Source organism: Streptomyces sp. JLYT201, assembly GCF_059448825.1.
Window position 1 is genome coordinate 3,040,122 of sequence record NZ_CM182551.1, and the last position, 13,945, is coordinate 3,054,066.

The window sequence follows — 13,945 nt, forward strand, 5'->3', positions numbered from 1 at the left end:
GCTTCACAGGAGGGCTGACGGTGGCTCACGGCAGCTGCCGTGAGCCACCGACGCATCGTACGGAACCATTGCTTCCGCCGCCTGTGCGGCAGCGCCCGGCACCGTGGTGCGACCACGCCGGGCACCGCGCGGGCGGCCGTCCGGGCCGTCGTCAGTTCTGTGAGGGCACCGACGGCGCGCCGCTGCCGGTGCCGGGCTCCAGGGCGTCAAGAGCCCTGCGCAAACCGGTGAGTTTGCGTTCGAGATGGGCTGCCGTGGCGACGGCCGCCGCGTCGGCGGAGTCGTCGTCGAGCTGTTTGGACAGGGCCTCGGCCTGCTCCTCGACGGCGGCGAGCCGCGCGGACAGTTCCGCCAGGAGATTGGCGGGCTCCTTGGCGTCCTCGGCCGCCGCCTTGCCGCCGCCCTCCAACTGGAGGCGCAGCAGGGCCGCCTGCTCGCGCAGTTGGCAGTTCTTCATGTACAGCTCGACGAACACCGAGACCTTCGCGCGCAGGACCCACGGGTCGAAGGGCTTGGAGATGTAGTCCACGGCGCCGGCCGCGTACCCCCGGAACGTGTGGTGCGGGCCGTGGTTGATCGCCGTGAGGAAGATGATCGGGATGTCCCGGGTCCGCTCCCGCCGCTTGATGTGCGCCGCGGTCTCGAAGCCGTCCATGCCAGGCATCTGGACGTCCAGGAGAATGACCGCGAAGTCGTCCGTCAGCAGCGCTTTGAGCGCTTCCTCCCCGGACGATGCCCGCACCAGCGTCTGATCGAGCGCAGAGAGGATGGCCTCCAGCGCCAGCAGATTCTCCGGCCGGTCATCGACCAGGAGGATCTTGGCCTTCTGCACCATGGCCCGCCCTCCTCGCCCCGGCGGTACACCGGGCGCCGCCCCAGAGGACGACTTTCTTGCGTCGTCCGTCCTTGTGCCGGTCATGGTAGCCGCACCCCGCCCGTCGCCACACCCTGTCACCGCGATGTCACTGTGCACGTAGCAGAAACGCAGCGGCGGACCAGAAGGTTCCCCGAATACCGCGGTTCTACACGGCTTCGGCCACACTCTGTCAGCAACTCCGCGTAGCGGTGCGGCTCCTCCGGGCGCCTCAGCGACGGTCCGCGGGAGCGGCCGTGGGCGGGGCGGCGGCCACGCTCCGTCACTCCGTCCGCATCCACTGCTCCATCACTGACAACAGGTGATCGGGATCGACCGGCTTCGTCACGTAGTCGGAGGCTCCGGAGTCGATGGCCTTCTCCCGGTCGCCCTTCATCGCCTTGGCGGTGAGCGCGATGATCGGCAGCCCGGCGAACTGAGGCATCCTGCGGATCGCCGTCGTCGTCGCGTAGCCGTCCATCTCCGGCATCATGATGTCCATCAGAACGACCGTCACGTCGTCGTGCTGCTCCAGGACCTCGATGCCCTCGCGGCCGTTCTCGGCGTACAGCACCGACAGGCCGTGCTGCTCCAGGACACTGGTGAGCGCGAACACGTTGCGGATGTCGTCGTCGACGATGAGGACCTTCTCGCCGTCGAACTGGAACCCCGCGCGCGTGGCTGTCGCGTCCTGCGCGGCACCCTCCTGCCACTGCTCCTGCGCTGCCCCGCCGGCCCTCGGACCGGGCTGCGGAACCCCGTCGGCGGGCTCCGCGGGCAGCGCGGCCCGGCGGCGGCGCCGGAACAGGGCGGCGGGCCCGGCGTGCCGCTCCCCGGCCTCCGAGCGCGCCGTACCGGGAGCCGCGGTGTCGCCGGCCGCGTTCCCCGCGGCCTCGGTCAGGCTCTCCAGGGCGGGCAGCGCGGGCGCGGCGGGCGACGCGAGCTGGGCGTACCCCTGCGGCGGCAGTTCGCTCGGGTGCAGGGGCAAATACAGCGTGAAGGTGGAGCCCCGGCCCGGTTCGCTGGCCGCGTGGATCTCACCGCCGAGCAGCCGGGCGATCTCCCGGCTGATGGACAGGCCCAGACCTGTGCCGCCGTACTTGCGGCTGGTCGTCCCGTCCGCCTGCTTGAACGCTTCGAAGATCACCCGCATCTTGCTGGCCGCGATGCCGATGCCGGTGTCCGCCACGGAGAAGGCGATCAGATCGGCGTCCGGGTCGCGCAGCGAACCGGCCTCCAGGAGCTGCTCCCGGATCGCGTTCGGCACGTCGTTGCTGGCGAGCCGGATGACGAGCTCCACCGCACCGGTGTCGGTGAACTTGACCGCGTTGGCCAGCAGATTGCGCAGTACCTGAAGGAGACGTTGTTCGTCCGTGTGCAGCGTCGCGGGCAGCTCCGGCGATACGCGTACGGAGAAGTCGAGCCCCTTCTCGGCGGTCAGTGGACGGAAAGTGGCCTCTACGTAGTCCACGAGTTGGACGAGCGCGATGCGCGTCGGGCTGACGTCCATCTTGCCCGCCTCGACCTTCGACAGGTCCAGGATGTCGTTGATCAGCTGGAGCAGGTCCGAGCCCGCCCCGTGGATCGTTTCGGCGAACTCCACCTGCTTGGGGGTGAGGTTCGCGTCGGCGTTGTCCGCGAGCAGCTTGGCGAGGATCAGCAGCGAGTTGAGCGGCGTCCGCAGCTCGTGCGACATGTTCGCCAGGAACTCGGACTTGTAGCGCATCGACACCGCGAGCTGCTCGGCACGCTCCTCGAGGACCTGCCGGGCCTCCTCGATCTCGGTGTTCTTCACCTCGATGTCGCGGTTCTGCTGGGCGAGCAGCGCGGCCTTCTCCTCCAGCTCGGCGTTGGAGTCCTGGAGCGCCTTCTGCCGGTTCTCCAACTCCTCGGAGCGGTCGCGCAGTTGCTCGGTCAGCTCCTGCGACTGCTTGAGCAGCATCTCCGTCTTCGTATTGACGCTGATGGTGTTGACGCTCGTCGCGATCATCTCGGCGATCTGGCTCAGGAAGTCCTTCTGGATCTGCGTGAACGGCTGGAACGACGCCAGCTCGATCACCCCGAGCACCTTGCCCTCGAAGAGCACCGGCAACACGATGACCTGCGCCGGGGGCGCCTCGCCGAGTCCGGAGGCGATGCGCAGATAGCCCGAGGGCGCGTTCTCCACGAGGATCGTGCGGCGCTCCTTGGCGGCCGTGCCGATCAGCGTCTCACCGGGCCGGAACGACGTGGGCATCGACCCCATCGAGTAGCCGTAGCTGCCCAGCATCCGCAGTTCGTACGCGTCCTCGTCGCGCCCCGGGTCGTTCGCGTCGTCGGTGGCCATCGCGAGGAAGAACGCGCCGTGCTGCGCCGAGACCACCGGCGTCAGCTCGCTCATGATCAGCGAGGCGACGTCCTCCAGGTCGCGGCGGCCCTGCATCAGACCGGAGATGCGGGCCAGGTTGCCCTTGAGCCAGTCCTGCTCCTTGTTGGCGAGCGTGGTGTCGCGGAGGTTCGCGATCATCGTGTTGATGTTGTCCTGGAGGACCTGGATCTCCCCCGCCGCGTCCACGTCGATCTTCAGATTGAGATCGCCGCGGGTCACCGCGGTGGCCACGGCCGCGATCGCGCGCACCTGCCGGGTGAGGTTCCCGGCCATCTCGTTCACGGACTCCGTGAGGTCGCGCCAGGTGCCGTCGATGTCCCGTACCCGCGCCTGGCCGCCCAGCTGGCCCTCGGTGCCCACCTCGCGGGCGACGCGGGTGACCTCCTCGGCGAAGGACGACAGCTGGTCGACCATCGTGTTGATGGTCGTCTTGAGCTCCAGGATCTCACCGCGCGCGTCGATGTCGATCTTCTTGGTGAGGTCGCCCTTGGCGATGGCCGTCGTGACCATCGCGATGTTGCGGACCTGACCGGTCAGGTTGGACGCCATGCCGTTGACGGACTCGGTGAGGTCCTTCCACGTGCCCGAGACGCCCGGGACGCGGGCCTGGCCGCCGAGGATGCCGTCCGTGCCCACCTCGCGGGCCACCTTGGTGACCTGGTCGGCAAACGAACTCAGCGTCTTCACCATGGTGTTGAAGGTGTCGGCGAGCTGCGCGACCTCGCCGCGCGCCTCGATCGTCACGGTCTTCGTCAGATCGCCGTTGGCGACGGCCGCGGCGACCTGGGAGATGTTGCGCACCTGCATGGTCAGGTTGTTGGCCATCAGGTTGACGTTGTCGCTGAGGTCCTTCCAGATGCCCGTGACGCCCGGGACCCGGGACTGGCCGCCCAGCTTGCCCTCGGTGCCCACCTCACGGGCCACCCGCGTGACCTGCTCGGCGAACGACGACAGCTGGTCGACCATCGTGTTCACGGTCGTGACGAGTTCGAGGATCTCGCCCTTGGCGTCGACAGTGATCTTCTTGGACAGATCGCCGCGGGCGACGGCGGTCGTGACCTCCGCGATGTTGCGGACCTGGAGCGTCAGGTTGTTCGCCATGCCGTTCACGGACTGCGTCAGGTCCTTCCACGTACCCGACACGCCCTGCACCTCGGCCTGACCGCCCAGGATGCCGTCCGTACCCACCTCGCGGGCGACGCGCGTCACCTGCTCCGCGAAGGCGGAGAGCTGGTCCACCATCGTGTTGAGGGTGTTCTTCAGCTCCAGGATCTCGCCGCGCGCGTCCACGTCGATCTTCTGCGACAGGTCGCCGCGCGCCACCGCCGTGGCGACCTGCGCGATGTTGCGGACCTGCGCGGTGAGGTTGCCCGCCATGCCGTTCACGGAGTCCGTGAGGTCGCGCCACACGCCCGCGACGCCGGGGACCTGCGCCTGGCCGCCGAGCCTGCCCTCCGTGCCCACTTCCCGGGCGACGCGCGTCACCTGGTCGGCGAAGGCGGAGAGCTGGTCGACCATGGTGTTGATGGTGTTCTTGAGCTCCAGGATCTCGCCGCGCGCGTCCACGTCGATCTTCTGGGAGAGGTCGCCGCGCGCCACCGCCGTCGTCACCTGCGCGATCTGGCGGACCTGGGAGGTCAGATTGCCCGCCATGAAGTTGACGGAGTCCGTCAGCTCCTTCCAGGTGCCGCTCACGCCGTCCACGCGCGCCTGACCGCCCAGCCGGCCCTCGGTGCCCACGTCCCGGGCCATCCGCGTGACCTGGTCGGCCATCGAGGACAGCTGGTCCACCATCGTGTTCACGGTGTTCTTCAGCTGGAGCATCTCGCCGGAGACGTCCACGGTGACCTTCTGCGACAGGTCGCCGTTGGCCACCGCCGTCGTCACCTGCGCGATGTTGCGGACCTGGCCCGTGAGGTTGCGGAAGGCGGTGTTCACCGAGTCGGTGAGGTCCTTCCAGGTGCCCGCGGCGCCCGGCACCTGTGCCTGGCCGCCGAGCTGGCCCTCGGCGCCGACCTCGCGCGCCACCCGGGTCACCTCGTCACCGAAGGACGACAGCTGGTCCACCATCGTGTTCACGGTGTTCTTGAGTTCGAGCATCTCGCCCGCGACGTCGACCGTGACCTTCTGCGACAGGTCGCCGTTCGCCACCGCCGTCGTCACCGTGGCGATGTCACGGACCTGCGTCGTCAGGTTCCGGAAGACCGTGTTGACGGAGTCCGTCAGGTCCTTCCAGGTGCCGGCCGCGCCCGGCACGTTGGCCTGGCCGCCGAGCTGGCCCTCCGCGCCGACCTCGTTGGCCACGCGCGTGACCTCGTCGGCGAACGTCCGCAGCGTCTCGGTCATCTGGTTGATGGTCCCGGCGAGCTGCGCCACCTCGCCGCGCGCGCTCACCCGTACCTTCTGCGACAGATCGCCGTTGGCGACCGCCGTCGTGACCTGGGCGATGCCGCGCACCTGCGCCGTCAGGTTCCCGGCCATCAGATTGACCGAATCCGTGAGGTCCTTCCACACGCCCGCGACGCCCGGCACCTGCGCCTGCCCGCCGAGCTCGCCCTCCGTACCGACCTCGCGCGCGACGCGCGTGACCTCCGAGGAGAACGAGGACAGCTGGTCCACCATCGTGTTGACGGTGTTCTTCAGCTCCAGCATCTCACCGGCCACGTGCACCGTGACCTTCCGGGACAGGTCGCCCTTCGCCACGGCGGTCGTCACCAGCGCGATGTCCCGCACCTGCGCCGTCAGGCGGTACGCCATCGTGTTGACCGAGTCCGTGAGGTCCTTCCACGAACCGGACATGCCGCGCACCCGGGCCTGCCCGCCCAGCTTGCCCTCCGTGCCCACCTCGCTGGCCACGCGCGTGACCTCGTCGGTGAACGTGGACAGCTGGTCCACCAGGTTGTTGACCGTGCGCCCGACCTTCAGGAACTCGCCGCGCAGCGGATGGCCGTTGCCGTCCGCCACGTGCGCGCGCAGCTCCATGCGCTGCTCCAGATCGCCGTCGGCGACCGCGGAGAGCACCCGGCCGACCTCGGAGACCGGTCGTACGAGATCGTCGACCAGGTCGTTCGCCGCGTCGATCGCGGCCGCCCAGGAACCCTCCATCGCCCCGGCCTGGAGCCGCTCTGTGAGCTTGCCCTCACGCCCCACCGTGCGCCGCACCCGCGACAGCTCTCCGGTGAGGTGCAGATTACGGTCCGCGACCTCATTGAAAACGGCGGCGATCTCCGACATCGCGTCGTCGCCCGTGACCGTGAGCCGTTTGCGGAAATTCCCGTCCCGCATGGCCACAAGCGCGGTCAGCAGCCTGTTCAGGGCCGCCGCCTCCACCGTGACCGTCGTCCCGTTCCGCGGCTTGCGCTGACCGTTCAGGGACCGTCCGTCTTTCGCGCGCGTCTTACTGCCCCGCGTCGCAGCGCCAGACTCCACTGTGTCCCTCCCGCAAGGGTCGACCGTACTGCTCGTCTCAAGCCTGCCCAGTGTTTCACCACGGCCGAACCAGGCCATAACAGTTCGGCAGCTTCGCACACCGTCCGCACACCCTCCGGGCGGAAACACTGGCGACCGGCATCAGCATGGACGGCGAAGGTAAGTAACCTGGCATCCGGCTGTCCAACCACCCCGGTCCTGCCCGGCCAGGGCGGTGGCACACATATTCAGCGGGCATCGGAGGGGCGGCCGCACCATGGGACTGCAGATTCCCGGGGGACAACGGACGAGGAGCTCTGTGATCACCGCGCGCGCGGCTGCGACTTTCGAACCCGTCGGGCGTTCCGTCGCGACGGCCCGCTCGTTCGTCAGGGACACCCTTCAGGGGTGGGGGTTTTCGGACATCGTCGACGACGCGGTCGTCCTGACCAGCGAGCTGGTCACGAACGCCGTCGTGCACGCGGGCACCGCCGCCGACGTCCAGTGCCTGCGTACCGACGACACCGTCCGCATCGAGGTCTCCGACCGCTATCCCGAGCGCGAGATCCCCCTCCAGAACTCCCCCGCGACCATGGGCAGCCCCGACCGCGAGGGCGGCCGCGGCCTCCAGCTCTGCGCCGCGCTCGCCACCCGCTGGGGCGTCGACTACACCCCCACGCACAAGCAGGTCTGGTTCCAACTCGACCTGCCCGACCGCCCCGTGGGCACCCGCGCCGCCGGTCCGACGCTGCCGCCCGACCTGCTCCCGATCACCGACGGCCGGGTCCGCGTCGCCGTCGTCCAGATCGACCGCGCGGGCGCCATCTCCGGCTGGAACGAGGACGCGGAGGAACTCTTCGGGTACGTCGCCGAGCAGGTCACGGGCAAGCCCCTCACCGACTTCGCCGCCTGGCCGCACACCCCGGGCACCAGCACCGGCATCGCCGACGCCCTCCAGCTCTCGCGCTGGGAGGGCAGCTACGGCATCCGCGACGCCGGCGGCCGCGTCATCCCCGTCTACGCCTCCCACCTGCGCGTCCGCGACACGGACGGCGAGCCCTCCACGGTCTGTCTGCTGGTCCGCGACGACGAGCGCGCCGTCCTGCAGACCCCGCTGCGCGGCCCGTCGCCGGAGTCCGGCGCCCTCAGCGAGCCGCACGCCGCCGACCCCTTCGAGGTCTTCATCGGCACCCCCACGCCCGAGGACCTGGACGGCCTGCTCCAGCGCACCGTCGAGCGCGCCCGCGACATGCTCGACGGCGACGCGGCCTTCCTGCTCCTGGCCACGGACGACGAGACGGAACTGGAAGTACGCGCCTCCACCGGCCTGCCCTCCGCCCGCCAGCGCTTCGCCCGCGTCCCCGTGGAGGCGGGCACCGGGCGCTACGGCTCCGCCCGCATGCCCGCCGTCCACGAGGACCTCACGGTCGTCCCGGACGCGGTGCCCCTCCTGAAGAGCACGGGCATGCGCTCGGTCGTCACGGTCCCCCTGAAGGTCGAGGGCCGCCTCACGGGCTCCCTCGGCGTCGCCGCCGAGGCGCCGAACCGGTACTCGAACGAGGAGGCCCTGCGCCTGCAGTTCGCCGCCGACCGCATCGCCCTCGGCATCGAGTCGGCCCGGCTCGGCGATCTGCAGCGGCTGCGCCGCGGCTCGCTCTCCTTCCTCGTCGAGGCCTCCGACCTGCTCGCGGGCACGCTCGACCGGGACCAGACCCTCGCCCTCATGGCACAGATGACGGTCCCCACGCTCGCCACCTGGTGCGCCGTCTACACCATCGCCGACCAGGCCTCGGAGCCGTACCTCTCGTACGTCCTGCACGAGGACGAGGAGCGCATCGACGGCTTGAAAGCGCTCCTCAAGAAGGTCGACCCGCCGGAACCGGTGCCCACTCCGGGCGCCCGCATCTGGAAGGCCCCGTCCGAGGCCGCCCACCAGTCCGCGCTGCGCAACTCCATGCGCAATCTCGGCCTCGGCGAGCCCGTGTCGGCCGTGGGCGGCATCGGCACCTCGCTGTCCACGGCGTCCGCGGTGGGCGGCGAGACGGTCGTCCTGCCCCTGGTCGCCCGCAACCGCGTCATCGGCATGCTCACGCTCGGCAAGCCCGCCGACGAGCACTTCCGCCAGGAGATCCTGGAGCTCGCCGAGGACCTGTCCCGCCGGGCCGCCCTCGCCCTGGACAACGCCCGGCTGTACTCGGAGCGCACGGCCATCAGCCAGTCCCTCCAGCGCAGCCTGCTCCCGCCCGGCCTGCCCCAGGTCCCCGGCGTGGAGGTCGACGTCATCTACCGCGCGGCGGGCGAGGGCAACGAGGTCGGCGGCGACTTCTACGACCTGTTCCCCATCCGCGACGGCGCCTACGGCTTCGCCATCGGCGACGTGTGCGGCACCGGCCCCGAGGCGGCCGCCGTGACGGGCCTGGCCCGGCACGCGCTGCGCCTCCTCGCCCGCGAGGGCTTCGGCGGCCCCGCGGTCCTGGAGCGGTTGAACGCGGCGATCCTCGACGAGGGCGCCCGCAGCCGCTTCCTCACTCTCCTGTACGGCGAGTTGCGGCCCCAGGAGGACGGCTCCGCGGTCCTGAAGATCGTCTGTGCGGGCCATCCGCTGCCGCTGCGTCTGCGCCAGGACGGCACGGTCGAGCCGTACGCGGAGCCGCAGCCGCTGCTCGGCGTCATGGAGGACCTCGACCTGTACGAGCAGACGATGACGCTCGACCCGGGCGACGTCCTGCTCTGCGTCACCGACGGCGTCACCGAGCGCCGCGAGGGCACCCGCATGCTGGGCGACGACGGCCTCGCGGACGTCCTCACGACCTGTACGGGGCTCACGGCGGGCGCGGTGGCGGCGCGCATCATGCGCGCGGTGGAGCGCTTCGCGACGGACGCGCCGTCGGATGACATGGCGATCCTGGCGATGCGCGTCCCGGAACTCCACAGCTGAACTCCCGGGCCCGTCGCCGCGCGTGCAAGGCCACGGGGAGGGGCCCGGGAAGCGAAGAAGGCCACCGCCTGCGAGGCGGTGGCCTTTTCGAATGGAGCCCCCAAGCGGAATCGAACCGCTGACCTTCTCCTTACCATGGAGACGCTCTACCGACTGAGCTATAGGGGCCAGTTGCGCTTTTCGCGGTTTTCCGCGCGGCAACGAAATAAATCATACCCGAACATCCGGTGGTCTCGAACCACCCTGCTTCAGTGGCTAGAACGCCGGCTGGAGCAATCCTCCGAGCGCGTTGCACGCCGATACGATCCGCTGGAGGTCGCGTCGGGACAGCCAGGCGTCGACGGGCAGCGCCAGCGTCTCGTCCGCGGCCCGCTCCGTCTCCGGCAGCTCCACGTCCCGCCAGAACTGCGGCGTCCGGTGCAGCGGCGTCTTCACGGGCACCCGGCAGTCGACTCCCTTGGCCCGCAGGACCCGCGCGAAGGCGTCCCGGTCCGGCCGCCCGTTGCCGGGTACGCGGACGACGTACTGCTGGTAGCTGTGGCTCTCGCCGCCGGCGGGGGCGTGCACGCCCTTCAGCCGGGCGGTGAGGTACGCAGCGTGCGTCCGCCGCCGTGCGACGTCGTCGTACGTCGCGCCCTGTTCACCTTCTTCGAGCACCAGCATCCCGTGCCGCTGCCCGAGCGCGTGCATCCGCGGCATGTCGGCCTGGCCCCCGAAGCGCCGTACGACGACGACAGCCGCTGTGCGCTCGGTGCGGACGGCGTCGACCGCGTCGACGTCAAGGCAGTACGTGACCGGGTCGATGTCGGCGAACACCGGCATGGCTCCCGCGGAGATCACGGCTTCGGCGACCGAGGAACTCCCGTACGCGGGTACGACGACCTCGTCGCCGCTGCCTACGCCTGCCGCTCTGAGCAACGCTTCTGTCCCCATGTGACGGATGCTGATCGCGCAACGTGAACGGCAAGTAACGCAAAACAAAAAAGAGCTGGTCCCTGAACCGAAGTTCAGGGACCAGCTCTTATCAAAGTTTGTTCGGCGGCGTCCTACTCTCCCACAGGGTCCCCCCTGCAGTACCATCGGCGCTGTAAGGCTTAGCTTCCGGGTTCGGAATGTAACCGGGCGTTTCCCTCACGCTATGACCACCGAAACACTATGAAACTGTGAACTACCGCACCACACCCTACGGTGTGGGGTTGTTCGTGGTTTCAGAACCAACACAGTGAACGCGAGCAACTGAGGACAAGCCCTCGGCCTATTAGTACCAGTCAACTCCACCCGTTACCAGGCTTCCATATCTGGCCTATCAACCCAGTCGTCTACTGGGAGCCTTACCCCATCAAGTGGGTGGGAATACTCATCTCGAAGCAGGCTTCCCGCTTAGATGCTTTCAGCGGTTATCCCTCCCGAACGTAGCCAACCAGCCATGCCCTTGGCAGAACAACTGGCACACCAGAGGTTCGTCCGTCCCGGTCCTCTCGTACTAGGGACAGCCCTTCTCAATATTCCTACGCGCACAGCGGATAGGGACCGAACTGTCTCACGACGTTCTAAACCCAGCTCGCGTACCGCTTTAATGGGCGAACAGCCCAACCCTTGGGACCGACTCCAGCCCCAGGATGCGACGAGCCGACATCGAGGTGCCAAACCATCCCGTCGATATGGACTCTTGGGGAAGATCAGCCTGTTATCCCCGGGGTACCTTTTATCCGTTGAGCGACGGCGCTTCCACAAGCCACCGCCGGATCACTAGTCCCGACTTTCGTCCCTGCTCGACCCGTCAGTCTCACAGTCAAGCTCCCTTGTGCACTTACACTCAACACCTGATTACCAACCAGGCTGAGGGAACCTTTGGGCGCCTCCGTTACCCTTTGGGAGGCAACCGCCCCAGTTAAACTACCCATCAGACACTGTCCCTGATCCGGATCACGGACCCAGGTTAGACATCCAGCACGACCAGAGTGGTATTTCAACGGCGACTCCCCCGATACTGGCGTACCGGGTTCACAGTCTCCCACCTATCCTACACAAGCCGAACCGAACACCAATATCAAACTGTAGTAAAGGTCCCGGGGTCTTTCCGTCCTGCTGCGCGAAACGAGCATCTTTACTCGTAGTGCAATTTCACCGGGCCTATGGTTGAGACAGTCGAGAAGTCGTTACGCCATTCGTGCAGGTCGGAACTTACCCGACAAGGAATTTCGCTACCTTAGGATGGTTATAGTTACCACCGCCGTTTACTGGCGCTTAAGTTCTCAGCTTCGCCACCCCGAAGAGTGACTAACCGGTCCCCTTAACGTTCCAGCACCGGGCAGGCGTCAGTCCGTATACATCGCCTTACGGCTTCGCACGGACCTGTGTTTTTAGTAAACAGTCGCTTCTCGCTGGTCTCTGCGGCCACCCCCAGCTCAGGATGTAAAATCCGTCACCGGGTGTGGCCCCCCTTCTCCCGAAGTTACGGGGGCATTTTGCCGAGTTCCTTAACCATAGTTCACCCGAACGCCTCGGTATTCTCTACCTGACCACCTGAGTCGGTTTAGGGTACGGGCCGCCATGAAACTCGCTAGAGGCTTTTCTCGACAGCATAGGATCATCCACTTCACCACAATCGGCTCGGCATCAGGTCTCAGACTCAATGTCAGGCGGATTTGCCTACCTGACGTCCTACACCCTTACCCCGGGACAACCACCGCCCGGGCTGGACTACCTTCCTGCGTCACCCCATCGCTTACCTACTACCACCTTGGACCGGCGGCTCCACCACTCCCCTTTGCCCGAAGGCTCCAGGGCGGCTTCACGGCCTTAGCATTAATGGGCTCGATATTGGGCGTTTCAAAGCGGGTACCGGAATATCAACCGGTTATCCATCGACTACGCCTGTCGGCCTCGCCTTAGGTCCCGACTTACCCTGGGCAGATCAGCTTGACCCAGGAACCCTTAGTCAATCGGCGCACACGTTTCTCACGTATGTATCGCTACTCATGCCTGCATTCTCACTCGTGAACCGTCCACCACTGCCTTCCGGCGCAGCTTCACCCGGCACACGACGCTCCCCTACCCATCCCAGCGGGCGTTGGCCCTCATGCTGGAATGACACGACTTCGGCGGTACGCTTGAGCCCCGCTACATTGTCGGCGCGGAATCACTAGACCAGTGAGCTATTACGCACTCTTTCAAGGGTGGCTGCTTCTAAGCCAACCTCCTGGTTGTCTCTGCGACTCCACATCCTTTCCCACTTAGCGTACGCTTAGGGGCCTTAGTCGATGCTCTGGGCTGTTTCCCTCTCGACCATGGAGCTTATCCCCCACAGTCTCACTGCCGCGCTCTCACTTACCGGCATTCGGAGTTTGGCTAAGGTCAGTAACCCGGTAGGGCCCATCGCCTATCCAGTGCTCTACCTCCGGCAAGAAACACACGACGCTGCACCTAAATGCATTTCGGGGAGAACCAGCTATCACGGAGTTTGATTGGCCTTTCACCCCTAACCACAGGTCATCCCCCAGGTTTTCAACCCTGGTGGGTTCGGCCCTCCACGAAGTCTTACCTCCGCTTCAGCCTGCCCATGGCTAGATCACTCCGCTTCGGGTCTTGGGCGCGCTACTCAATCGCCCTATTCGGACTCGCTTTCGCTACGGCTTCCCCACACGGGTTAACCTCGCAACACACCGCAAACTCGCAGGCTCATTCTTCAAAAGGCACGCAGTCACGAGACACCAAGCAAGCTTGATGTCCGACGCTCCCACGGCTTGTAGGCACACGGTTTCAGGTACTATTTCACTCCGCTCCCGCGGTACTTTTCACCATTCCCTCACGGTACTATCCGCTATCGGTCACCAGGGAATATTTAGGCTTAACGGGTGGTCCCGCCAGATTCACACGGGATTTCTCGGGCCCCGTGCTACTTGGGTGTCTCTCAAACGAGCCGCTGACGTTTCGACTACGGGGGTCTTACCCTCTACGCCGGACCTTTCGCATGTCCTTCGCCTACATCAACGGTTTCTGACTCGTCTCACAGCCGGCAGACTGTGAAAGAGAGATCCCACAACCCCCCAAGCGCAACCCCTGCCGGGTCTCACACGCTTGAGGTTTGGCCTCATCCAGTTTCGCTCGCCACTACTCCCGGAATCACGGTTGTTTTCTCTTCCTGCGGGTACTGAGATGTTTCACTTCCCCGCGTTCCCTCCACACCGCCTATATATTCAGCGGTGGGTGACAGCCCATGACGACTGCCGGGTTTCCCCATTCGGAAACCCCCGGATCAAAGCCTGGTTGACGACTCCCCGGGGACTATCGTGGCCTCCCACGTCCTTCATCGGTTCCTGGTGCCAAGGCATCCACCGTGCGCCCTTAAAAACTTGGCCACAGATGCTCGCGTTCA

The 13,945-nt window shown here is 66.8% G+C and carries 4 protein-coding genes, 1 tRNA gene and 2 rRNA genes; 1 reads left to right on the forward strand and 6 read right to left on the reverse strand.

The window, feature by feature from the left end; translation table 11 throughout:
- Nucleotides 1-151 precede the first annotated feature (151 nt).
- Both AC5WAM_RS11965 and AC5WAM_RS11970 read right to left on the reverse strand, forming a co-directional pair.
- A complete protein-coding gene (locus AC5WAM_RS11965) occupies nucleotides 152-835 on the reverse strand; it encodes a response regulator (protein ID WP_138962150.1) in 684 nt (227 codons plus the stop codon).
- Nucleotides 836-1,136: 301 nt separating this feature from the next.
- Nucleotides 1,137-6,650: a HAMP domain-containing protein gene (locus tag AC5WAM_RS11970; RefSeq protein ID WP_366794190.1), complete on the reverse strand. Its 5,514-nt coding sequence runs from the start codon at nucleotides 6,648-6,650 to the stop codon at nucleotides 1,137-1,139.
- Between the two features lie 256 nt (nucleotides 6,651-6,906).
- Here AC5WAM_RS11970 and AC5WAM_RS11975 point away from each other — a divergent pair, with 256 nt between their 5' ends.
- Nucleotides 6,907-9,567: a SpoIIE family protein phosphatase gene (locus AC5WAM_RS11975; protein WP_495522588.1), complete on the forward strand. Its 2,661-nt coding sequence runs from the start codon at nucleotides 6,907-6,909 to the stop codon at nucleotides 9,565-9,567.
- A gap of 92 nt (nucleotides 9,568-9,659) precedes the next feature.
- Here the strand turns inward: AC5WAM_RS11975 and AC5WAM_RS11980 are convergent.
- The 4 genes from AC5WAM_RS11980 to AC5WAM_RS11995 all read right to left on the reverse strand — a co-directional run bounded on the left by AC5WAM_RS11980 (nucleotide 9,660) and on the right by AC5WAM_RS11995 (nucleotide 13,928).
- A tRNA-Thr gene (locus tag AC5WAM_RS11980) sits at nucleotides 9,660-9,735 on the reverse strand.
- Nucleotides 9,736-9,822: 87 nt separating this feature from the next.
- The gene (locus AC5WAM_RS11985; RefSeq protein ID WP_495523569.1) at nucleotides 9,823-10,485 is read right to left on the reverse strand and encodes a DegT/DnrJ/EryC1/StrS family aminotransferase; all 663 of its coding nucleotides are present in this window, start codon (nucleotides 10,483-10,485) and stop codon (nucleotides 9,823-9,825) included.
- Between the two features lie 115 nt (nucleotides 10,486-10,600).
- Nucleotides 10,601-10,717 (reverse strand): 5S ribosomal RNA (rrf, locus tag AC5WAM_RS11990).
- Between the two features lie 88 nt (nucleotides 10,718-10,805).
- Nucleotides 10,806-13,928, reverse strand: a 23S ribosomal RNA gene (locus AC5WAM_RS11995).
- Nucleotides 13,929-13,945 lie beyond the last annotated feature (17 nt).